The organism is Shinella lacus, assembly GCF_010994755.1.
GTDB classification, from domain to species: domain Bacteria; phylum Pseudomonadota; class Alphaproteobacteria; order Rhizobiales; family Rhizobiaceae; genus Shinella; species Shinella lacus.
The window spans coordinates 427,404-447,574 of sequence record NZ_WHSB02000002.1 but is presented as its reverse complement, the minus strand read 5'-3'; the positions used below and the strand labels follow the sequence as shown (position 1 = coordinate 447,574).

16 protein-coding genes and 1 tRNA gene are annotated in these 20,171 nt (G+C 63.5%); 4 read left to right on the top strand and 13 right to left on the bottom strand.

What is annotated here, in order from left to right; translation table 11 throughout:
* The first annotated feature begins 40 nt into the window (after positions 1-40).
* Entirely contained in the window at positions 41-1,237 is a 1,197-nt protein-coding gene (locus tag GB927_RS06680; protein ID WP_256115889.1) for a UbiH/UbiF family hydroxylase, read from the top strand.
* Here the strand turns inward: GB927_RS06680 and GB927_RS06675 are convergent.
* Complete coding sequence (locus tag GB927_RS06675; RefSeq protein WP_256115888.1) at positions 1,205-2,167, bottom strand: AEC family transporter; 963 nt, start codon at positions 2,165-2,167, stop codon at positions 1,205-1,207. The genes GB927_RS06680 and GB927_RS06675 overlap by 33 nt on opposite strands.
* Before the next feature lie 42 nt (positions 2,168-2,209).
* On the bottom strand, positions 2,210-2,959 hold the full coding sequence (locus GB927_RS06670) for a cytochrome c biogenesis CcdA family protein (protein ID WP_256115887.1): 750 nt from the start codon (positions 2,957-2,959) through the stop codon (positions 2,210-2,212).
* Between the two features lie 232 nt (positions 2,960-3,191).
* Between GB927_RS06670 and GB927_RS06665 the strand changes: the two genes are divergently transcribed.
* A tRNA-Lys gene (locus GB927_RS06665) sits at positions 3,192-3,267 on the top strand.
* A gap of 105 nt (positions 3,268-3,372) precedes the next feature.
* On the opposite strand, the gene GB927_RS06660 is transcribed toward GB927_RS06665, so the two are convergent.
* From GB927_RS06660 to GB927_RS06635, 6 genes are all read right to left on the bottom strand, one after another.
* Positions 3,373-4,899 (bottom strand): caspase family protein, encoded by a 1,527-nt coding sequence (locus GB927_RS06660; protein WP_256115886.1) that lies wholly within the window; start codon positions 4,897-4,899, stop codon positions 3,373-3,375.
* Positions 4,899-6,473 (bottom strand): caspase family protein, encoded by a 1,575-nt coding sequence (locus GB927_RS06655; protein ID WP_256115885.1) that lies wholly within the window; start codon positions 6,471-6,473, stop codon positions 4,899-4,901. Before GB927_RS06655 ends, GB927_RS06660 begins: the two co-directional genes overlap by 1 nt.
* Positions 6,474-6,478: 5 nt before the next feature.
* Positions 6,479-7,429: an OmpA family protein gene (locus GB927_RS06650; RefSeq protein WP_256115884.1), complete on the bottom strand. Its 951-nt coding sequence runs from the start codon at positions 7,427-7,429 to the stop codon at positions 6,479-6,481.
* 69 nt (positions 7,430-7,498) lie between these two features.
* Complete coding sequence (locus GB927_RS06645; RefSeq protein WP_256115883.1) at positions 7,499-10,852, bottom strand: c-type cytochrome; 3,354 nt, start codon at positions 10,850-10,852, stop codon at positions 7,499-7,501.
* A gap of 111 nt (positions 10,853-10,963) precedes the next feature.
* A complete protein-coding gene (locus GB927_RS06640) occupies positions 10,964-12,223 on the bottom strand; it encodes a ferredoxin reductase family protein (RefSeq protein ID WP_256115882.1) in 1,260 nt (419 codons plus the stop codon).
* A 238-nt stretch (positions 12,224-12,461) separates the two neighbouring features.
* Positions 12,462-12,704, bottom strand: a complete 243-nt coding sequence (locus tag GB927_RS06635; protein WP_256115881.1) for a hypothetical protein — start codon at positions 12,702-12,704, stop codon at positions 12,462-12,464.
* 166 nt (positions 12,705-12,870) lie between these two features.
* Here GB927_RS06635 and GB927_RS06630 point away from each other — a divergent pair, with 166 nt between their 5' ends.
* Together GB927_RS06630 and GB927_RS06625 are read left to right on the top strand one after the other, a co-directional pair.
* The gene (locus GB927_RS06630) at positions 12,871-14,226 is read left to right on the top strand and encodes a M10 family metallopeptidase (RefSeq protein ID WP_256115880.1); all 1,356 of its coding nucleotides are present in this window, start codon (positions 12,871-12,873) and stop codon (positions 14,224-14,226) included.
* Between the two features lie 156 nt (positions 14,227-14,382).
* The gene (locus GB927_RS06625) at positions 14,383-15,003 is read left to right on the top strand and encodes a GntR family transcriptional regulator (RefSeq protein ID WP_256115878.1); all 621 of its coding nucleotides are present in this window, start codon (positions 14,383-14,385) and stop codon (positions 15,001-15,003) included.
* Between the two features lie 51 nt (positions 15,004-15,054).
* Here the strand turns inward: GB927_RS06625 and GB927_RS06620 are convergent, their stop codons facing one another.
* The 5 genes from GB927_RS06620 to cysG all read right to left on the bottom strand — a co-directional run bounded on the left by GB927_RS06620 (position 15,055) and on the right by cysG (position 20,006).
* Positions 15,055-15,867 (bottom strand): ferredoxin--NADP reductase, encoded by an 813-nt coding sequence (locus GB927_RS06620; protein ID WP_256115876.1) that lies wholly within the window; start codon positions 15,865-15,867, stop codon positions 15,055-15,057.
* Between the two features lie 193 nt (positions 15,868-16,060).
* Positions 16,061-16,552, bottom strand: coding sequence for a DUF934 domain-containing protein (locus GB927_RS06615; RefSeq protein WP_256115875.1), 492 nt, complete (start codon positions 16,550-16,552; stop codon positions 16,061-16,063).
* 11 nt (positions 16,553-16,563) lie between these two features.
* Positions 16,564-18,237: a nitrite/sulfite reductase gene (locus tag GB927_RS06610; protein WP_256115873.1), complete on the bottom strand. Its 1,674-nt coding sequence runs from the start codon at positions 18,235-18,237 to the stop codon at positions 16,564-16,566.
* A gap of 10 nt (positions 18,238-18,247) precedes the next feature.
* Positions 18,248-18,565: a DUF2849 domain-containing protein gene (locus tag GB927_RS06605; RefSeq protein ID WP_256115871.1), complete on the bottom strand. Its 318-nt coding sequence runs from the start codon at positions 18,563-18,565 to the stop codon at positions 18,248-18,250.
* A gap of 1 nt (position 18,566) precedes the next feature.
* Positions 18,567-20,006, bottom strand: coding sequence for a siroheme synthase CysG (gene cysG, locus GB927_RS06600; RefSeq protein WP_256115869.1), 1,440 nt, complete (start codon positions 20,004-20,006; stop codon positions 18,567-18,569).
* Between the last annotated feature and the right edge of the window lie 165 nt (positions 20,007-20,171).

Genomic DNA, 20,171 nt, shown 5'->3' with positions numbered 1-20,171 from the left:
CAAATCTGTGGGTAACGCTTCGCTGTCTGAGAGGTCGGTCATGAAGGAATTCGATATCGCGATCGTCGGCGCCGGCCTTGCCGGCAACCTCGCGGCTCTCTCGCTTGCCGATTCGGGGCGTAGCGTCGCGCTCATCGCCCCGCCCACGCGCGCCGCCGATGGGCGCACCACGGCGCTGATGGACCAGTCGATCGCCTTCCTGAAGGCGCTCGGCCTCTGGGACGAGATCGCGCGTCATGCGGCGGCCCTCGAAACCATGCAGATCCTCGACGGCACGACGCGGCTCCTGCGCGCCCCGCCGGTCGCCTTCCGCTCCAGCGAGGTCGGCCTTCCCGCCTTCGGCTACAACATCCCGAACGCGCCCTTCCTCGCCGTGCTGAACACGCAGATCGCCGCCCGCGACAATATCGTCCGGCTGGAAAGCGGCGTGACGGCAGCCACCGCCTTCGAGCACGGCGTCGAACTCGTGCTCGACGATGGCGAACGCGTCACGGCACGCCTCGTCGTCGGCGCCGATGGCAAGAAATCGAAGATCCGCGACAGCGCCGGCATCGCCGTCAGCGCCTGGTCCTATCCGCAAGCCGCCCTCGTGCTCAATTTTGCGCATGAACGGCCGCACGGCAATGTCTCCACGGAATTCCACACCGAAAGCGGTCCCTTCACCCAGGTCCCCCTGCCTGGCCGCCGCTCCAGCCTCGTCTGGGTCCTGCCACCGAAGGAAGCGGCGCGGCTGCGCGAACTCCCTGTCGCCGAGCTTAACCGCGCCGTGGAAGAGCGCATGCAATCCATGCTCGGCAAGGTCACCGTCGAGGGTACGCCGCAGAGTTTTCCGCTCTCCGGCATGACAGCCCGGCATTTCGGCAAGGGTCGTTTCGTGCTGGTGGGCGAAGCCGCACACGCCTTCCCGCCGATCGGCGCCCAGGGCCTCAATCTCAGCCTGCGCGACATCATGGCGCTGAAGGACCTCATCCAGGAGGGCGATGACGGCATCGGCGAGCGCTTCGACCGCAAGCGGCAGGCCGATATCCGCACGCGCACCATGAGCGTCGACCTGCTCAACCGCTCGCTTCTGTCCGATTTCCTGCCCGTGCAGTTCCTGCGCTCGGCAGGCCTGCACCTGCTCTCCGCACTCGGGCCGCTGCGCAGCATCGTCATGCGCGAGGGCATCGAGCCCGGCGGCTCGCTGAAGGCATTTCGCGACGGTCTACGGGAACGGGTCGCCCGCGAGCAGGCCTGACTTGATCAGGTAAAGCAGGATCGTCACGGTCGCGACGGAGAGCACCGTCGTGATGAGGATCGTTGCCGAAGCCCGCTCCTGCCACACGCCATATTGCTGGCCGATGACGAAGACATTCGTCGCGGTCGGCAGTGCCGCAAGCAGCACGGCGGTGAACACCCAAACCGGATCGAAATTGCCGGCAAGCCCAAGCACGAAATACATGGTGACCGGCAGCAGCAGGAGTTTTGCCGGCACGATATAGCCGATCTCCATGGGCACGCGCTTCAAGGGCCGCAGCGCCAGCGTCACGCCCATGGCGAACAGCGCGCAAGGGGCGGCCGCCTGCGCCAGGTAGTCGATCAGCCGTTGCAGCGGCGCCGGCGGCTCGAAGCCGGCAAAGGCCGCGACAAAGCCCGCGGCCGTCGCGATGATGAAGGGATGCGTGACGATCTTCTGCACGATCCCGCCGGCAATCTGGATCGCCGGCCGCTTCTCCCCGCCGGCCAGCGCCATCAGCGCCGGCGCGACCATGAAGTGCAGCATGTTCTCGAAGCAGAAGACAAGTGCCACCGGCACCGCCGCAGGTTCCCCGAAGGCCAGCAACGCCAGGCCCGGCCCCATATAGCCGATATTGCCATAGGCGGCGGCCAGCCCCTGGATCGTCGCCTCGCCGATCGTCGCGCGCCGCAGCCACAGCCCGACGGCGAAGACGAGGCCGAAGATCAGGTAGGTCGCGCTGATATTGGCGACGATGAAATCGACGCGCGTCAGCTGCTCGATCGGCGTCTTGGCCACCAGCTTGAAGAACAGCGCCGGCAGCGCGATGTAGATGATGAAGGTATTGAGCCAGCCGAGCGCCTCGACCGGCTGTCGGGTGATCTTCGCGACCACATAACCCAGCAGGATCATGCCGAAGAACGGCAGGACCAGTCCGATGATGTCAGCCATGCGCCGTCGTCGATTCCCGCTTGCCGAGGATGATGTTTCGACCTAGCCGATTTGCGAGAGAATGGGAAACGTTTGCTGGAACCAGATGGCGACCGCGCTGATATAGCCGAAGATGAAGGCAAGGCCGGTGAGGATGAGCAGCACGCCCATCGCCTTTTCGACCGTGCCGAGATGGCGGCGGAACCGCACGAGGAAGCGCATGAAGGCGCCGGAAAAGCCCGCCGCGATCCAGAACGGCACCGCAAGCCCCAGCGAATAGACCGCCAGCAGCGCCGCTCCGTCGCCGACCGTCTCGCGCGCCGCCGCCACGCCGAGGATCGCCCCCAGTACCGGCCCGATGCACGGCGTCCAGCCGAAGGCGAAGGCCAGACCCATGATATAGGCGCCCGACGCCGTCGCCGGCTTGCCGCCGCCCTGGAAGCGCGCCTCGCGGGCAAATAGCCCGATGCGCAGCAGTCCGAGAAAATGCAGCCCCATCAGAATGATGATGACGCCGCCGATCTGCGCGAGGATGTCGAGATGCCGGCGCAGCACCATGCCGATCGTGGAGGCGCCCGCACCGAGCGCCACGAAAACCGTCGCAAAGCCGAGCGTGAAGCAGAAGGCGGCGAGCAGCACCGCGCCGCGCGTATCCCGCCGCACCGCCACCGCATCGTTTCCGCGAAACTGCTCGACCGAAATGCCCGCCATGTAACAGAGATAGGGCGGCACGAGCGGCAGCACGCAGGGCGAAAGAAACGACAGCGCCCCGGCCAGGAGCGCGCTCAACAGGGAAATATCGGCGATCGACAAGGGCTACTCCGCGACGGCGAGCCGGAACCGGCCGAGCCCACCAACATGGCCTCGCCCGCTCCCGCATTTGCGCCTTCTGATATCCGCCGTGCCCCCCTCCTGCCAATCACCTTTTGGAGAACGCGGCGAAATGCAGCAAAACCTGTTTTTCGCCGCATTTTCCGGGTTGACCCGGCAAACCCTCCTGCATATGTTCCGCGCACTTCCGCGGGGCTCACTTTGCACCGCCCGGGAGCGCGTAGCTCAGCCGGTAGAGCAACTGACTTTTAATCAGTAGGTCCAGGGTTCGAATCCCTGCGCGCTCACCACGACGTTTCCAGCAAACATTCAAGCATGGTTTCGCACGGACGTTAAACGGCTTGTTTTCCACCGGAACCAACGGGTTCCGGCGAGAAGCCCCTCGCCGAACTCGATCAGTAGATCGTGTACTTCAACAGTCCCAGTGACCAATGGACGCTGCGGTTTTCGGTGTCTCTTGTCCAGGTCTGCTTCAGCGTGCCGGCGATGTCGGCGATGGTGGTTCGGGCGTCGAGTTCCTTGGTCAGGCCGTAATCGCTGGGTGCGACCTTGGTGAGGTCAACGTCGTCGGCGACGACAATGGCGACCAGCACATTTTCGCTCGGGCCTTCGGCTTCGAAGTCGAAGCCGTAATAGTCGTCGGGGATGGTCATCGGCATGTTTGCGGTGAGCGGCGTGATCTTCTGGGCCGATTCGTTCGGGAAGATCTGGGTCGCCTTGCCGTCCTTGGCGACGTCGTAGAGGATGAGGTGGCCGCCGGTGCTGCTGGTTACGGTGATCTTGAAGACGTCGCCGTGTTTCAGGTAGTCGGAGGAGAGCACGACCTTGACGTCGCCGGTCTCCGGCTTGCCGAGGATATCGCCGACGGCGTCGACCGGATCGGCAGCGACATAGGCGGTCTGCTGCGTGTTCTCGACCTTCACCTCTTCGACCTTGCCGTAGTCGGGCGTCTGTTGCTGCGTCTGCTGGGCGGTGGTGTCGGCGGTGGGTGTGGAGGCGCTGGCGCCGAGCAGCGCATAGTTGACCTCCAGCTGCGGATCGAGGCCCTGGCACTGGGTCTGTGCGGCGCAATAGGTCTGCGACTGCTTCTTCACATATTCCAGCAGTTCGGCATTGGAGACGATGCCATTGCCGTTGCTGTCACCGGCGGTGATGTCGTGGCCGTTCACATAGGAGAGCGTGAAGACGCCGTGGCGTTCTTCCGGCGGCAGGCGGGTGTCATCCCAGGCGACCTGATAGGAGGATGCGGCGCTCCAGGCTTCCACGCCGTTCTGCTTGGCGATATCGGGCTTGTCGACCACGGCGACGTCGATGCGCAGGCCGCGCATCTTCACCGCATCCACGGGTTTAGCGAAGGGACGCGGCAGGAAGCGCGCGCTTTCCAGCGATTCGCCGACATCCGTCGAGAGCGACCGCGAGATCGTGCCGGAATGGCAGGCGTCGATGACGATGGAGACGGCGCGGTCCTTCAGCTTGGCGAGCATGGCGTCGATCTCGTCGTCGAGGATGACATTGGTCCAGTCGCCATCGCCAGCGGCGATATCGAAGGTGGAAAGCGCTTCGTCAAGCCCGTCCTCCTCGTCGCCGCTGGCATCCTTCACCTGGAGGCCATGGCCGGAGAAGTAGAAATAGACGCGGTCGCCCGGCTGCGTGCCGTTGACCAGCCATTCGTCGATGCTGGCGAGGATCGCGGCGCGGGTCGCATCCTTGTCGAGCAGCACGCGGATCGATTCCGGTGCAAAGCCCTGTTTTTCCTTCAGCAGCTTCTCGATCAGCGGCACATCGTTCTTCGGCCCTTCGAGGAACATCTTTTCGGGCAGCGTGGCATAGGTGCCGATGCCGATCAGCAGCGCCTTGTCGGCGGCCTGGGCGCCCGAAAACAGGCAGAGCGAAAGGAGAAGGGCTGCCGCGTAACGGATCATCAGAGCGTTTCCCGCGTATAAAGGGGTTGGATGGCGACGCTCGCTTCCTTGCCGTCGAGCCGCGTCAGAAGCGCCTGCAGCAGGGTTTGCGAGGTCACGGCACGGTCGGCGAGCACCGCGCCGATCGCATCGACCGGCTCGGCGGTCCAGATCGTGATGAGGTGGTCGGCGCCGAAGGGCTTGACGATCTCGACATCGGTCAGCTTGAACTGCGAACTGCTGGTGCCGGCCGCCTGCATGTCGAGGAACTGCACCTCACCCGTATTGGCGAGGTTGAAGACCAGCATGTTCGGATAGCGGCCGGGCGGCGCGTCGAAGCGCAGGCGCGTGCCGGCGGCGTAGATGTCCTTGACCGGGGTGAGCGAAACGGAGCCCGGATTCTGGCTTGCCAGCGCCTTCAGGAAGTCGAGCAGGACATATTTGTCGACCACGGACTGGATGCGCTCCGCATCGACATTCTCCGCCGCGACGTCGCCATTCGGCGTGTAGAAGACGCCGCTTGCCACATCCCAGCGGAAGGGCGTGCCCGTGCCGTCGGCATTCTTCGGCTTGTCGCCGGCGCCATCGATCTGCAAAGCGATGTTGCCGGTCCAGCCGAGGTCTTTTGCGGACTTGATGGTCTTTTCCACGACCGGCGTCGTGGTGCCGTTGTCATTGTCTGCCGTCTCGGTCGTCGTGCCGTTGTTGACCGGAATACCGCGCGTCAGCGTGACGACGACTTCGCTCTCCGAGCGCGCCACCTGCGGCATGAAGTTCGGCACCTGCAAGGCTTCCGAGCGGTTTTTCACGTTCGAGAAGATGTAGTCTTCGAGCTCGATGCGCGTGATGATGCCGTTGCCGTCGCGGTCCGCGCTGCCTTCCACCGCGCGGGCGAAACTCCAGCTCAGCGCGCCGCGCGGCTCGCCATCGATGATGACCTCCGGCGTCGGCTGGCTTTCCAGCGAGGCAGCCAGAACCGTCACCTGCTTGAAGTCGATGTCCTTGAGGTTTGCGCCGGCAATCGCCTCCTGCGAGGGCGGCGCGAGCTTCACCGTGACGGCGGGCGCGAGCCGGGTCTTGCCGGTGACCGAGCGGCTCATGCCGCCGGAAAAGCAGCTGTCGGAAACGAAAAGCACATGCACGCCCTTGCCTTCCGCTTCGCCGAACCAGGCGTTCATCTCGTTGTCGACGATGATTTCCTTGGAGGTCTCTTCGTAGCGGTTACGGTCGAAGCCCGGCAGCTGGAGGAATTCGTCTAGACCATCCGCCTCGTCGCCGGCGATGAGTTCGGGCATCTGCGCGCCGTGGCCGGCATAGGTGAAGATGATCGTGTCGCCGGCGGCGGCCTGCGCCACCATGTCTGTCCAGGCCTTGCGGATATCGTCCTTGCGTGCCTCGGCATTGGTGAATTTCGTGACCGTGAAGCCCGCCGCGCTCATCGAGCGATAGACGTCCTCGGCGTCGCGCACAGCGCCGTCGAGGCTGACATCGTTCGGATATTGGTCGACGCCAACGACGAGCGCAAAAGTCTGCGCCGCGAAGGCGGGACCCGGCAGGGCGACGGCGAGGGAAAGCGCCAGCAATCGAGGCAGCATTTTCATCATTCCACGTCCACTTCCACGCGGCGATGCAGCTGGTTCATCGTATCCGTATCGTAGGCGCTGGCATCGTCCGGCGTGAAGGGCTGGTCCTCGCCCTTGCCCTCGGTGGTGATGGCGCCGGCATAACCGGCGGTGGAGAGATAGGATTTCAGCGTCTCGGCGCGGGCGAGCGAAAGCTTGTAATTGGCGTCCGCCGAGCCGACGGGGTCGGTGTGGCCGATCAGCTTGATCGAACCGGGCTTCATCGTCTTCAGGCATTCCGCCAGGTCTTTTGCCGCCTCGACGCCCTCGGGCGTGAAATCCGCCGTGCCGAAGACGTAGCGCACCGGGGTCGACTTCTTCTTGATCTTCACGCCGCGGAAGGAGACCTTGCAGCCGCCGCGCATGGCGAGCTGCACCGGCCGGGGTGAGGCAAGCCGCATTTCACCCGCAAGCTTGTCGAGCCGCAGGATGTATTGCTCATCCGGCGCCATCCAGTCCGGCGTCATCGTCTCGTTCGAGCCGTCTTCCAGCGCAAGCTGGTAGAACCGCGCGGCCTGTTCGTAATCCTTGCGCTCGCGGGCGAGATCGCCGAGCGCGTCGTAAACCTGCCAGGGGCCGCCATACTGGCGCTGGAGGTCTTCCAGTTCCTGCTGGTGATCGGCGAGCTTTCCGCCATTGCCGACGGTGGTCGCGATGCGGTTGAAGGCGGTGAGCGAGGCGACGCGGCCCGTCAGCGTGCGCTCGTTGGCGCTGCAATTGGCCGTGCTCGCGGTCTCGGCGATCGAGCGCGCCTTCTGCTCGTCGCCCGCATTGAATGCCTCAGTGACGCCGGTGTAGGCATCGCAGGCGGCCTCGGCGGGTGCTGCTCCGGCCAGTGCGAAGACTGTCGACGCAAGAGCAATTCCAGCAAAAGTGCGAAGCGGTTTTGCGCCCGTTATCGCGTCAAAGCAAAGAGATCGCAGCAGCATTGTCGGTCCAGCCCTCATGTCCTCGTGGAAAAGATCAGGCAGGGATCCAAAGGACCTCTGCCCGGTTTGTCACTTGATCTCGAAGGTCACCATCTGCAGACCACTTGCCCCGTTGTCCTTCTCGGCCTGCTTGGCGAGATTGATGGCGAGGCCGCGCGTCAGCGGCTGCTTCGAGTTGGCGACCAGTTCCTTGGCCTTTTCGGCCGTCAGTTTCTGGTCGCCGAGACCGCCGATCTTGCAGAAGGCGATCATCGTTTCGCCGGGCGACGGCGAATCGAAGGTCAGGTTACCCGTTCCCGGCTGCGGGATCAGGCGTTTTTCGCCGGCATTCAGCGTCGTCGAGCCGATCATCACATCCGGCACGATTTCGACATTGCCAGTGTCTTCGACATACATCAGCTGAAGTTCGCAGGCGTGGTTGGTGCTGAGTTCGAAGCTCAGATAATCCCCAACCTTGGCGCTTGTCGATGCCACATGCACGGCAAGTTTCACCTTGTCGGCCTGCGCCTTGTCGTCCTGCTTGTAGGCCGGCACGGCATAAGCCGTGTTGGCACTCGCCCCGGCATACTGGTCGCCCGTTGCCTGGCCCTGGGTCTGCTGCTGGTAGGCGTCGTTGTTGACGGCCTGCTCCTGCTTTTGTTCCTGCTTCTGCTCGGGCTGCTGGTAGCCGGCATTGTTGTCGACCGGCTGCTGGTAGTTGTTGTCAGCCGTCTGCTGGCCCGCATTGGCGGCGTTCGCATCCGGGTTGACGCCGCGCTTCAGCGGATCGAGCTGGAGAAGCGGCTGGAGCATGAAGGCATATTGCTCCTCGACCTCGACGCGCGGGATCGTGGAACCGGCTTCGAGCGTCGCAACCCAGTCGAGGCCGATGCGCAGGGCATTGACGTCGGTGAGGCGACGGATGTCGGACGAAAACTCTTCCGGCGTCATGTCGAATTCGGCGGCAAGCTGTTCGAAGTTCAGCTCGTCCTCATACTTGTCGGCGAAGTAGGTGAAGATCTCGGCACCGCCGGGAGCCTTCAGGCTGGTCAGGCCGCCACCCGAGGTCGGCTCGGTGATGCCGAGGCGATCGAGGGCCGCGACGAAACGGTCCGTGTCACGCTTGTAGACCTCGTTCAGCTCCTCCTGCGGCACGTAGACGGCGAGCAGCTCGTCCTGCTGGTCCTTGGAGAACAGCGTGGACGTCTCGATATGCTCGCGCAGCTGGTCGCGCTTGGAAAGGATGCCATCGAAGTGGCAGTCGAAGCACGAGCGGGCATTGATGATCTCGACGCCCTTGCCGATCGGCCGCTTGCGGAAGGAGACGATCGCCGTCGGGCCGATGTCGAGCTGGTCGCCCTTGTCGGTCGAGAGATAGTAGCCCTGCATGCCGTTCGGAAGCGAGAAGATCATTTCGCCGCCGTCATGATCGAAGGGTTCCAGGCCGGCCTTCAGGCGAATGCCCTCCGGACCCGCGGGGAAGCGCTTCAGCACCTGCTTGCCGACGTCGCCGGCAAAGTCATAGGACTTCCAGTAGTAGCCGCCGAACGGCATGTCGTGCCGTTCCAGCATACGGTTGTGGTCGGACACACCCGAGGAACCATCCGCAAAGCCGGCCCGCACGATGCGGCGGCGTTCGATGTTCTGGTTGACCGGCACCCCGAAGCGCTTTTCGAGCTCGGCGATGTTGGTCGGCAGCTTCATGAGGCGGTTGTAGACCTTCGGCCGTGCGCCGTTGCTCATGAACCAGTCGACACGCATGATCGGCAGCTGCGTCTGCGTTGCCTTGGCAAGCGAGTGAAGCTGCGCGTCGCTCGTCGGGTCGACGCCGTAGAAGTACTCGTTGATGAGGAAGTTGTAGTCGTCCTCGCTCCATTCGAGATCGCGCAGGTCGACGCGCACGAGCAGGCCGTCGGTCCCTTCGACTTCTTCCGGAAGCACGAGCTCCGGCCCGTAGGAGAGCGAGTTGAGCAGTTTCTTGAAGCCGCCGGCGAGAACCTTCATGCGCTTCAGGAAGGTCTCGTGCGATTCGCAGCTCATCATGCCGTTATACTGGTCGCGATAGCTGAAGTAGCGCATGAACGGTTGGTCGTGTTCGTCGACCTTGGAGATGTCGCGCAGCGCCAATTCGACGAAATCGAGATATTTCAGCATCGGCCGCGAGCGCTTGGCTTCCGTCGCGGCGACGGCTGTCGGGATATCCGACTGGTTCAGCGAGTTGATCCAGGTGGCAAGGCTCTGCACTTCTTCGTCGCTAGGACGCTTGCCGAGCGGCATGCGGCCGCTGGTGACACTGGTGTAGAGCAGCGACTTGGCGGCATCGCCGGGTGTCACGAAGGCCGGATTGGCGGCGATCGAGGCAAGGTCGCCTGCCGGGAAGGACCCTTGCGAGCTTTCGCCTGGGCCGTGGCAGTTGCGGCAATATTTGCCGATGAAGGCATCGGCGGCGGAAGCGGATTCCGCGTTGCCACCGCCAGCACTCAGCGCCGTTTCAGGCGTCGATTCGCTGCAGACAGGCGTTTGGCTCTGCTCGACAGGCGCCTCTACGGGTATCTCGCGATCCGCAAGGAACGCGTACATGGCCTGCTTGTCCTCATCGGGCAGCGTCGAAAGGCCTTGGGCGATGCGACGCATGACCGGATCGGACAGCGGCGAACCGGAGAGCTTCTTGCCCTCGTCGATAAGCCCCTTGGTGAAGACGGTATGCGAAGCAAGACCGCTGATGCGGGCCTTGGTGATATCGGGCGCGACCGCGCCAGTCAGGCCCTTCTCGCCCTCATAGGCGCGGGTAAGGTCAAGACCGTAGGTCGTGGTGCGCGGCGTGTGGCAATCACCGCAGCCGCCGACATTCTCGATCAGGTAGCGGCCGCGCTCCATCTGCGTTTCCTCGCGCGGCTGGAAGGCCTGCACGGTGAAATGGCTGCGCTTCCAGAGCGTGATCGTCGTCTGGCGGCTGAACGGGAACGCGATCTCGTGTTCCTTCGAGGCGGCATCCGATTGCGGCAGCGAATCGATGTAGGCCTTGATGTCCAGCACGTCCTCCGGCTTCATGCCGCCGTAGGAGGTGTAGGGCATGACCGGGTAGAGGTTGTCGCCGTTCTTCTTGAGGCCGACCATCACGGCGTTCAGGAAGTCCGCATTGGACCAGCCGCCGATGCCGTTCGGATGGGCGGAAATGTTCGGCGCGAAGAACTTTCCGATCGCCGTCTGCATTTCCATGCCGCCCGAAAGCAGTTCGATATTGTCGCCCGAGCCATGGCAAGCGCCGCAGCCGGCGGCGCCGAACAGGATCTTGCCGTTATCGGCATTCGCCTGGTAGGTGCCATAGGCATCGGCCGCGAACTGGTCGATGGCGTAAGCCCCCGCGGGACAGAAGATCGCCAACGCAAGGCCGAGAGCGGCGGCAAGCCGGGCACCCGAACGGACGAATGATGTCTTGAACATGCGCATGGCTTGTTCCCTTCGCTCCAAAAGGCCGGCGGACCGGCTGGAAATCCATTTCTTTCACACAATTCCAAAGGCGAGACCGCTTTGCGCGCTTTCGCCGAAACTGCTCTACCGAAACTCGAAACGCTCGAACTCGACGCGGCGCGGCGCCTTGCCGAGTTCCCTCAACCCCTTTTCGATCGCCAGCCGCAAGGGCGGCGGTCCGCAGAACCACAGGTCCGCTTCTGCCGGATTCATGCTGGTCCCCGCCACGAGCTTCGTCGCATCGAAGCGGCCGTCGACCGCCGAATTGTGCAGGACGAAGTTGAAGTTCTCGAGCTTTTCCGCCTGCGCGCGGAACGTGTCGAGGCCGATCGCCTCCGCCCCGTCGCGCACGCAGTAGACCATGTGGATATCCTGCCCCTCGTCGCCCTTCAGCCGGCTCGCCATGGCGAGGAACGGCGTGACGCCGATGCCGCCGGCAAGCCAGATCTGCTTCTTGCCGCCGCGCTTGTGGTTGAAATGCCCGTAGCCGCCTTCGAGCGTCAGCGCATCGCCGACGGCGACGCCCTCGCGCAGTGCCTTGGTATAGTCGCCGAGCGGCTTGATGGCGAAGCGGACCGAACCGTCCTCGTCGATGCCGGCGATGGTGAAGGGATGCGGCTCGCGGAGCCCCGCCTTGTTGACGCGGAAGAAGCCGAATTGGCCGGGCATGGCCCTGAGCTTGCGGTTGATCGGCCTTGCGGAAATGATCGTCGCGCCCTCGTGGCGCTCGACATTCACCACCTCGTAGCGGCGGGTGCGAAGCCAGGGCAGTAGCTGCGTATAGGCGTAGCTGACGATGCCGACCGCGGCAAAGAGGTTCAGATAGGTCGCCAGGAAAGCCGTGCCGTCATAGGGCCGCTTGATGAACATCTGGTGGAAGGCCACCATGACGAAAAGCAGGCCGATGAAGCGGTGCGTGATGCGCCAGTATTGATAGGGAATCTGGAAGCGCGTCTTCGGGATCACCTTCACGATGCTGAGGATGAGCAGGAAGACGAAGCCGTAGAAGGCCCACTCACCCGCCGTCGCCGCAAGAATGTTCAATCCGCTGGTGACGGCAAGGCCCTGGAAATCCGGTGCAATGAAATAATGCACCAGGATAAGACAGAGCACCGCGATGCCGATCTTGCGATGGAATTGGTAGATGCGGTCGAGCCCGCCGAAAAGCCGCTCGATGAAGGGCGGGCGCGTCGCCATGAACTGCGCGATCCCCATGGCGACGAAGGCCATGGACGAGGCCATCAGCGAAAAAGTCGTGCCCGCATTGGTATGGCTGACGGCCGGCACGGCCAGCAGGCCGGCGAAAACGATCAGGATTGTTGCGATGATGGAACCCGCAGTCAACGTATGCCCCCACAATTCAACTGGACGGTCCGAATTCCAGGGGCATGCTGGCAAGGCCCATGACGTTCGTCAACCGCATTCGTCCTATCGACGCGTGGGCGTCCGGCTTTATTCGGGTTGGTTTCGCATGCGCGGGAAGAAGGCTGGAAAAGGTCACCCAGGGAACATCAGGAGTGCGAAAACAGACGCAAAAAGGGCGCCTCGCGGCGCCCTTCAATCTGCGGTTTCAAAGGTACGACTACTTGCCAAGCCGCTTGATGTCCTCGCGCGCCCTGTCGGCGAGCGGGTGTTCGGGATGGCGCGCGATGAAAAGCTCGAGCGCGTCGCGCGTGCCCTTGGACTTCAGATTTTCATATTCCGCCTGTACGGCTTTTTCCGGATCAGACGGTCGCGCCATGATGCCGCCGGTGCCTTCTGGCGCCTCCCCGGCCGCGGCGAGGACAAGGCAGGTCGTGGCGACAATGGTTATCTTCGAGAACAATTTTAACCTCCGGTCGAATAGCATTCGGCGATCATCCGTTCTGTGCTACGAGGTGTCCATCCCATCATGGGCGGAGTGGATGTTCAAGCATCGTCAGAATCGGAGTGAATTGCGGTCTATCCAAGGCACGCAAACAAAACGTCCAGCATAGTAGGAGAATTTTGACATGACAGGCACTGGTAAGGTCATCAAGACCATCAACAAGACTGGCATAACGACCATTGACGGCGTGTTGTCCGGCTCCGCCTGGTCAGGTTCCCTGACCTATTCTTTCCCGACGTCGTCGAGCGCTTACGATTACACGGGCGAACCCGACAGCGGCTTCGGCACGATCTCCTCCCTGCAGCAGTCGGCCGCCCGCTTCGCGCTGGACACGGCCTTCGGCAATGCCGCCAACAACGGCTTTTCCGTCGAGGGATTCACCAACTTGGCGGTCTCGCAGGGCAGCACCACGACGGCCAACCTGCGCTTTGCCGAATCGGACATGCCGTCCACGGCCTGGGCCTACTATCCCGGAAACAGCAGCCAGAGCGGCGATCTGTGGTTCGGCCGGCAGTTCGACTACCGTTCGCCGGTCGCCGGCAACTATGCCTGGGCGACGATGCTGCACGAGATCGGCCATGCGCTCGGCCTCAAGCACGGCCACGAATTCGAAGGCAGCTTCCCCGCTTTGCCCGCCAACCGGGACTCGATGGAATATTCCATCATGACCTACCGCTCCAATGTCGGCGGCCCGGCAGACGGCTACCGCAACGGCGAGTTCGACTACGCACAGTCCTACATGATGTCCGACATCGCCGCCTTGCAGCGCATGTACGGCGCCGACTTCACCACCAATGCGACGAACACCGTCTACAAGTGGAACCCGGGCAGCGGCGATACGCTCGTCAACGGCAAGGTCGCCATCGATGCCGGCGCCAACCGCATCTTCGCGACGATCTGGGACGGCGGCGGCCGGGACACCTACGATCTGTCCTCCTACAAGAACGGCGTCAGCGTAGACCTGCGCCCCGGCTCGCACTCGAAGTTCAGCGACGTCCAGCTGGCGCTCCTCAACTTCGAAAGCGACACCTATTCGCGCGGCAACATCTTCAACGCCCTGCTCTTCAAGGGCGACACGCGCTCGCTGATCGAGAACGCCAAGGGCGGCAGCGGCAATGACGTGCTGCGCGGCAACCAGGCGGCCAATTCGCTTCAGGGCAATGCCGGCAGCGACAAGCTCTTCGGCATGGTCGGCAACGACAAGCTCGACGGCGGCAGGGGCGCCGACCAGCTTACCGGCGGTGCCGGCGCCGATGATTTCGTGTTCAAGAAGGGCTACGGCCGCGACACGATCACGGACTTCAAGAACAACATCGACGACATCGACCTGCGCAGCTACAATTTCGCCAGCGTCAACGCGGTGCTCAACAAGGCATCGCAAGTCGGCGACGACGTGCACATAAAGCTTGCCAGCACGGACATCCTCATCCTCGACGACTTCAAGCTGAAAGATCTCGACGCGCGCGACTTCCTGCTCTGATTTCCAGCAACAATCCGAGCACAGCACGGCCGGAACCCCTGAGGTTCCGGCCTTTTTTGTTACCTGCTATTACCAAAAGCCGTCTCTGATATATCAGCGCATTGGACATCCGTTTTGCGACATGCCACCATGTGATATATCAATTGGGATTCGGGAATGACGGAAACCGCGGCGTCGCAAGCCCACCTCGCCTATCTCGCCCTCGAAGGGCTGATCGTTACGCTGAAGCTGAAGCCGGGTTCGCTGGTCACCGAACGCCAGCTCATCGAGCTCGCCGGCCATGGCCGCACGCCGGTGCGCGAGGCGATCCAGAAGCTGGAATGGCAGGGTTTGATCGCCGTGCGCCCGCGCGCCGGCTTGCAGATCACGGCAATCCGCCCGGAGGATCACGCACACGTCATGGCGACGCGCCGGCAGCTCGAACCGCTCGCCGCCGATCTCGTCGCCCGGCACGCGAGCGACGAGCACCGGGAACAGCTCGTCGCCTGCGCGCAGACGATGACGGCCTGCTCGATCCATTCCGACATGGAGGGGTTTCTTGCGGCCGACAAGACCTTCGACGAGATCATGGAGCAGGCCTGCCCCAACCGCTTCGTTACCGCCGCGCTCGCCCCCTTGCAGACCCATGCGCGCCGGCTCTGGTTCGCGCGCGCCGACAATAGGCAGATGGACCGTGCGGTGGATCTGCATGTGAAGGTCATCCGCGCGATCCGTAACGGCGACGGCCCGGCGGCGGCGACCGCGATGGCCGACCTGCTCGATTCGCTGTCAGCCTGAAACGAAAAAGGGCGGCCCGAAGCCGCCCTTGTTATCCCATGTGCCCTTCGCTCAGTCGACGAAGGCGCGCTCGATGACGAATTCGCCGGGCTTGTTGTTGGAGCCCTCGATGAGGCCAGCCTGTTCCAGCAGCCCCTTGGTTTCCTTCAGCATCGCCGAAGAGCCGCAGATCATGCCGCGATCGACCGCCGGGTCGAAATGCGGCACGCCGAGATCGGCGAACATCTTGCCGTTGCTAATGAGGTCGGTGATGCGGCCCTGGAACGGATAGTCCTCGCGGGTCACCGTCGCATAGTGGCGCAGCTTGTTGCCGACGACTTCGGCCAGGAATTCGTGGTTGCGGATTTCCTCGACGAGGTCGAAGCCGTATTTCAGCTCGGAGACTTCGCGGCAGGTATGCGTCAGGATGACTTCGTCGAACTTTTCGTAGGTTTCCGGATCGCGCATCAGGCTTGCGAAAGGCGCAATGCCGGTGCCGGTCGAGAACATGTAGAGCCGCTTGCCGGGTGTGAGCGCATCGAGCACCAGCGTGCCGGTCGGCTTCTTGCGCATCAGCACGGTATCGCCCGGCTGGATCTGCTGGAGATGCGAGGTCAGCGGGCCGTCCGGCACCTTGATCGAGAAGAATTCCAGTTCTTCGTCCCAGGACGGGCTTGCGATCGAATAGGCGCGGTAGACCGGCTTTTCGCCGACCATCAGGCCGATCATGGCGAACTCGCCGGAGCGGAAACGAAAGCTCTCGGGGCGCGTCATGCGGAAGCGGAACAGGCGATCCGTATAATGCTGCACGCTCGTCACCGTCTCGGCGAATACGCCGGCGGGAATGGCGGGCACGAAATCTTCGGTCTTGGCAGGTGCGTTCATTTCGGGATCGATCCTGGCTGCGTCGGAAATTCTTGACGATAGGCAGATATTACATGTTGAGCGGCAAAGGAAGGTATTCCGTTCCAATGCGCCGATTGGCCGCGCATCTCTTTTCTAACAACGCTTGGCGGTCGTTTTTATTCCGGCCCGAGCCTAAAATACGATTGCGGCGTTTCGCCGGTCGAGCTCGAAATCAGGCTCGCCGGCGCCAGCTGTAGGAACCGGCATCTTCCGATGCCCGCGCCGTCGGCTGGTAGTGGTTCTCGATGCCCGGCAGCCGGTTTTCCGCAAGCCGCTTCAGCGCCGTGGCGTTGGTCACGGCAAAGCTGTCGATGCCACAGCGCAGCATCAAAGGAATCTGGTCGATCAACACGTCGCCGACCGCCCTCACCTCGCCCGTAAACCCGAGCCGCGAACGCAGCAGCGACGCATGGCTGAAGGCGCGGCCGTCGTTGAAGGCCGGAAAAGCGACGGCGACCAGCGCCAGCCGGTCGAGATGGCCTTCCAGCTTGCGCACATCGTCCGCAGGGTTGATCAGCACGCCGAGGCCCGTTTCGTCCGTCTTCGCCAGAAAATCGTCGAGACCGAGCACCGCCTTCTCGTTCGAGCCGGCCTTGACCTCTTCGGTTTCGAGGATCCAGGGATCGTCGGTCACGAAGCCGGCTTCGTTCCAGATTTTCGTCATCGCCAAACTCCTCAGGCTGCCGCGGCCGTCTTATCACCGTAGAGCGCATCCTTGAAGGGCTGCGGTCCGATGCGGCGATAGGCATCGAGGAAGATTTCGGATGGATCGAGGCGCAAGCGAAGATAGGTGTCGACGATCACCTCCACGGCATCCGTCACCTTCTCCGGCTCGAAACCGCGGCCGATGATCTCGCCGATCGACGTGTTCTCGTCACCGGAGCCGCCGAGCGTGATCTGGTAGAGCTCCTCGCCCTTCTTCTCCACGCCGAGCAGGCCGATATGGCCGACATGGTGGTGGCCGCAGGCATTGATGCAGCCGGAGATTTTGATCTTCAGCTCGCCGATCTCGGCCTGGCGCTCGGGCGCGCCGAAGCGCAGCGACAGTTCCTGCGCGACGGGGATCGAGCGGGCATTGGCCAGCGCGCAATAGTCCAGCCCGGGACAGGCAATGATATCCGTGATGAGACCAGCGTTCGCCGTCGCAAGGCCGGCCGCGACGAGGCCGCGGTAGATCGGCTCCAGATCGGCCAGCGCCACATGCGGCAGGATCAGGTTCTGCTCGTGGCTCACGCGGATCTCGTCGAAGGCATATTCCTCCGCGATGTCGGCGACCGCCTCCATCTGCACATCCGTCGCATCGCCCGGAATGCCGCCGATCGGCTTCAGGGAGATCGTCACCATGCCGTAGTCGGGGTGCTTGTGCGGCTGCACGTTCTGCTGCACCCAGCGAGCGAATTCCGCATCCGCCTTCTTCCACTGCGCCAGGCTTGCCCAGCCTTCCGCGCGCGGCGCCAGTTCCGGCGGCGCGAAATAGGCGGTGATGGCGGCAATGTCCTTTTCCGGCAGCTTCAGCTCGGTGTTCTTGAGTTCGGCGAACTCGACCTCCACCTGCCGCGCCAGTTCCTCGGCACCCGTTTCGTGCACGAGAATCTTGATGCGCGCCTTGTACTTGTTGTCGCGCCGGCCGTGCAGGTTGTACACGCGCATGATCGCGGTCGTATAGGACAGAAGATCCTCTTCCGGCAGGAAGTCGCGGATTTTCTTGGCGATCATCGGCGTGCGCCCCTGCCCGCCGCCGACATAGACGGCAAAGCCGATGCGGCCGTCGTCGTCCTTCTTCAGATGCAGGCCGATATCGTGCACCTGGATGGCCGCGCGGTCGCGCTCGGCGCCGGTAACGGCGATCTTGAACTTGCGCGGCAGGAAGGAGAATTCCGGATGCACGGAGGACCACTGGCGCAGGATTTCCGCATAGGGCCGCGGGTCGGCGACCTCGTCGGCGGCGGCACCGGCAAAATGGTCGGCCGTGACATTGCGAATGCAGTTGCCCGAGGTCTGGAGCGCATGCATCTCGACCGTCGCGAGATCGGCCAGCGCATCCGGCAGCTCGTTGAGCTTCGGCCAGTTGTACTGGATGTTCTGGCGCGTGGTGAAATGGCCGTAACCGCGATCGTATTTGCGCGCGATATGCGCCAGCATGCGCATCTGGCGGCCGTTCAGCGTGCCATAGGGAATGGCGACGCGCAGCATGTAGGCGTGAAGCTGGAGATAGACGCCGTTCATCAGGCGAAGCGGCTTGAACGCGTCCTCGGCAAGCTCGCCGGACAGGCGGCGGCCGACCTGGTCGCGGAACTGCTCAACGCGGTCGGAAACAAAGGCGTGGTCGAATTCGTCGTAGCGATACATGCAGAGATCCTCAAGCCGCCGGTGCGGCCGTCGCGGTCAAGCCGGAATAACCGGCGGCATAGACAATGGTCGGGCCTTCGGCGCGGATGCGTTCGCGCATGCGCAGCGGCCGCAGCACACCATCGACTTCTTCGACGTCGACGACGTTGACGTCAACCACTTTGTTGTCGGCCAGCGCCTGCTTGCCGGTGGCTTCCAGCGCGTCGACCGCCTCCTTGTGGCGCGCCACGAAGGCGGCCTGGAGCTGCTCGTTCCAGGTGCCGGCGGCATCCAGCCAGACGGAAATGCCGTCGGAAAGGCGGTTGGCTGTCAGAACCTTGTCGGCCATGTCATGCTCCCAATACTGCTGTGCTGCGCGCCGGCTCGCGGATGGCGAGCGGTGCGGAATGTTCGAAATTGGCGCCGGCGACGGCGTCGCCGATGATCACCATGACCGGACCGGAAAGCTCGTCGCGATGTTCGAGCCCCGGCAGGTCCTTGAGCGTGCCGTGCAGCAGCCGCTTGTCGCGACGGCTGGCATTTTCCACCACGGCGACCGTGGTTTCCGCCGGCAGGCCGGCATCCATCAGGCGCGCGGCAACGGAAGCTGCAACAGTGCGGCCCATATAGACGGCGACGGTGGCGCCGGAAATTGCGAGCCGCGCCCAGTCCGGCAACACGGCGCCCGTCAGGTCGTGCCCCGTCGTGAAGACGAGGGACGAGGCGACGCCGCGCAAGGTCAGCGGCAGTTCGAAATCGGCGGCGGCAGCAAAGGCAGAGGTGATGCCGGGCACGATCTCATACGTCACGCCCGCCTGGCGCAGGGCCGCCATTTCCTCGCCCGCGCGGCCATAGACCAGCGGGTCGCCGGATTTCAACCGCACGACGCGCTTGCCGGCCTTGCCGAGCTCGACGAGCAGGTCGTTGATCTCTTCCTGCGACTTGGAGTGACAGCCTTTACGCTTGCCGACGGAAAAACGCTCGGCATCGCGGCGGCCCATGTCGACGATCGCCTGCGGCACCAGCGCATCGAAAACGATGACGTCGGCTTCCATCATCACGCGCTGGGCGCGCAACGTCAGCAGGTCTTCCGCACCCGGACCGGCGCCGACGAGCCAGACATGGCCTGCGGCCTTGCCCTGCGAATTCAGCAGCGTGTTGGCGGCGTGGCGGGCGAGATCGATATCGCCATTGTTGACGGCATCGGCGACGGCGCCCTGGAAGAAGCGGCGCCAGAAGACGCGGCGGGTCACGCCGCGCGGCAGCACGCGATCGACCGCCTCGCGGTAGCCGCTGGCAAGACTCGCCAGCCGGCCGAGCGACGGCGACAGGATCTGGTCGACCTGCGCGCGGATCATCTGCGCCAGCACGGGGCCGGCGCCTTCCGTGCCGATGGCGACGGCGACGGGCGCGCGGTTGACAAGCGCAGGCGTGAAGAAATCGCAGTAATCCGGCTGGTCGACGGCATTGACCGGAATGCCGAGGGTGCGGGCGGCGGCGGAGATGGCGCGGTCGGCGGCCGCATCGCCCGTTGCCGCAAAGACGAGCGTCGCGCCGGCAATCGCCTCGCTGGAAAAGGGTTCGCGGACGAGCACGAGGCCCTTGTCGGCGATGAAGCGGGCGAAATCGGCTTCCGGTGCTTCCGCCAGAACGACGATCCGGGCATCCGTGTTGAACAGCAGGCGGGCCTTGGCAAAAGCCTCGTCTCCTTCGCCCACGACAACGACCGTCCTGCCGCTCGTGCGGAAGAACGCCGGGAATGTCGAAAGCTTCTGCTGCGGCTCAGTCATGGTCACGTCCGTTGGGAGTGTGCGCACTATCGCGAAAAATGACCATAAACGAAAGAAACATAAATCCTGAACCTTATGGAGGCGCGTATTGTTTTGCTCGCACCTCCCGCATTTTGAGCATAAGTCACCGGCCGCCCTTGCCTGCCCGACGCGCGGACCGCTAAG

What these genes read in the sequence shown, in the direction of transcription:
- GB927_RS06630 (WP_256115880.1), top strand. Translation starts at nt 12,871, where the DNA reads ATGACAGGCACTGGTAAGGTCATCAAGACCATCAACAAGACTGGCATA.
- GB927_RS06650 (WP_256115884.1), bottom strand. Translation starts at nt 7,429, where the DNA reads ATGCTGCTGCGATCTCTTTGCTTTGACGCGATAACGGGCGCAAAACCG.
- GB927_RS06645 (WP_256115883.1), bottom strand. Translation starts at nt 10,852, where the DNA reads ATGTTCAAGACATCATTCGTCCGTTCGGGTGCCCGGCTTGCCGCCGCT.
- GB927_RS06655 (WP_256115885.1), bottom strand. Translation starts at nt 6,473, where the DNA reads ATGCTGCCTCGATTGCTGGCGCTTTCCCTCGCCGTCGCCCTGCCGGGT.
- GB927_RS06610 (WP_256115873.1), bottom strand. Translation starts at nt 18,237, where the DNA reads ATGTATCGCTACGACGAATTCGACCACGCCTTTGTTTCCGACCGCGTT.
- GB927_RS06605 (WP_256115871.1), bottom strand. Translation starts at nt 18,565, where the DNA reads ATGGCCGACAAGGTTCTGACAGCCAACCGCCTTTCCGACGGCATTTCC.
- GB927_RS06675 (WP_256115888.1), bottom strand. Translation starts at nt 2,167, where the DNA reads ATGGCTGACATCATCGGACTGGTCCTGCCGTTCTTCGGCATGATCCTG.
- cysG (WP_256115869.1), bottom strand. Translation starts at nt 20,006, where the DNA reads ATGACTGAGCCGCAGCAGAAGCTTTCGACATTCCCGGCGTTCTTCCGC.
- GB927_RS06625 (WP_256115878.1), top strand. Translation starts at nt 14,383, where the DNA reads ATGACGGAAACCGCGGCGTCGCAAGCCCACCTCGCCTATCTCGCCCTC.
- GB927_RS06620 (WP_256115876.1), bottom strand. Translation starts at nt 15,867, where the DNA reads ATGAACGCACCTGCCAAGACCGAAGATTTCGTGCCCGCCATTCCCGCC.
- GB927_RS06660 (WP_256115886.1), bottom strand. Translation starts at nt 4,899, where the DNA reads ATGATCCGTTACGCGGCAGCCCTTCTCCTTTCGCTCTGCCTGTTTTCG.
- GB927_RS06680 (WP_256115889.1), top strand. Translation starts at nt 41, where the DNA reads ATGAAGGAATTCGATATCGCGATCGTCGGCGCCGGCCTTGCCGGCAAC.
- GB927_RS06615 (WP_256115875.1), bottom strand. Translation starts at nt 16,552, where the DNA reads ATGACGAAAATCTGGAACGAAGCCGGCTTCGTGACCGACGATCCCTGG.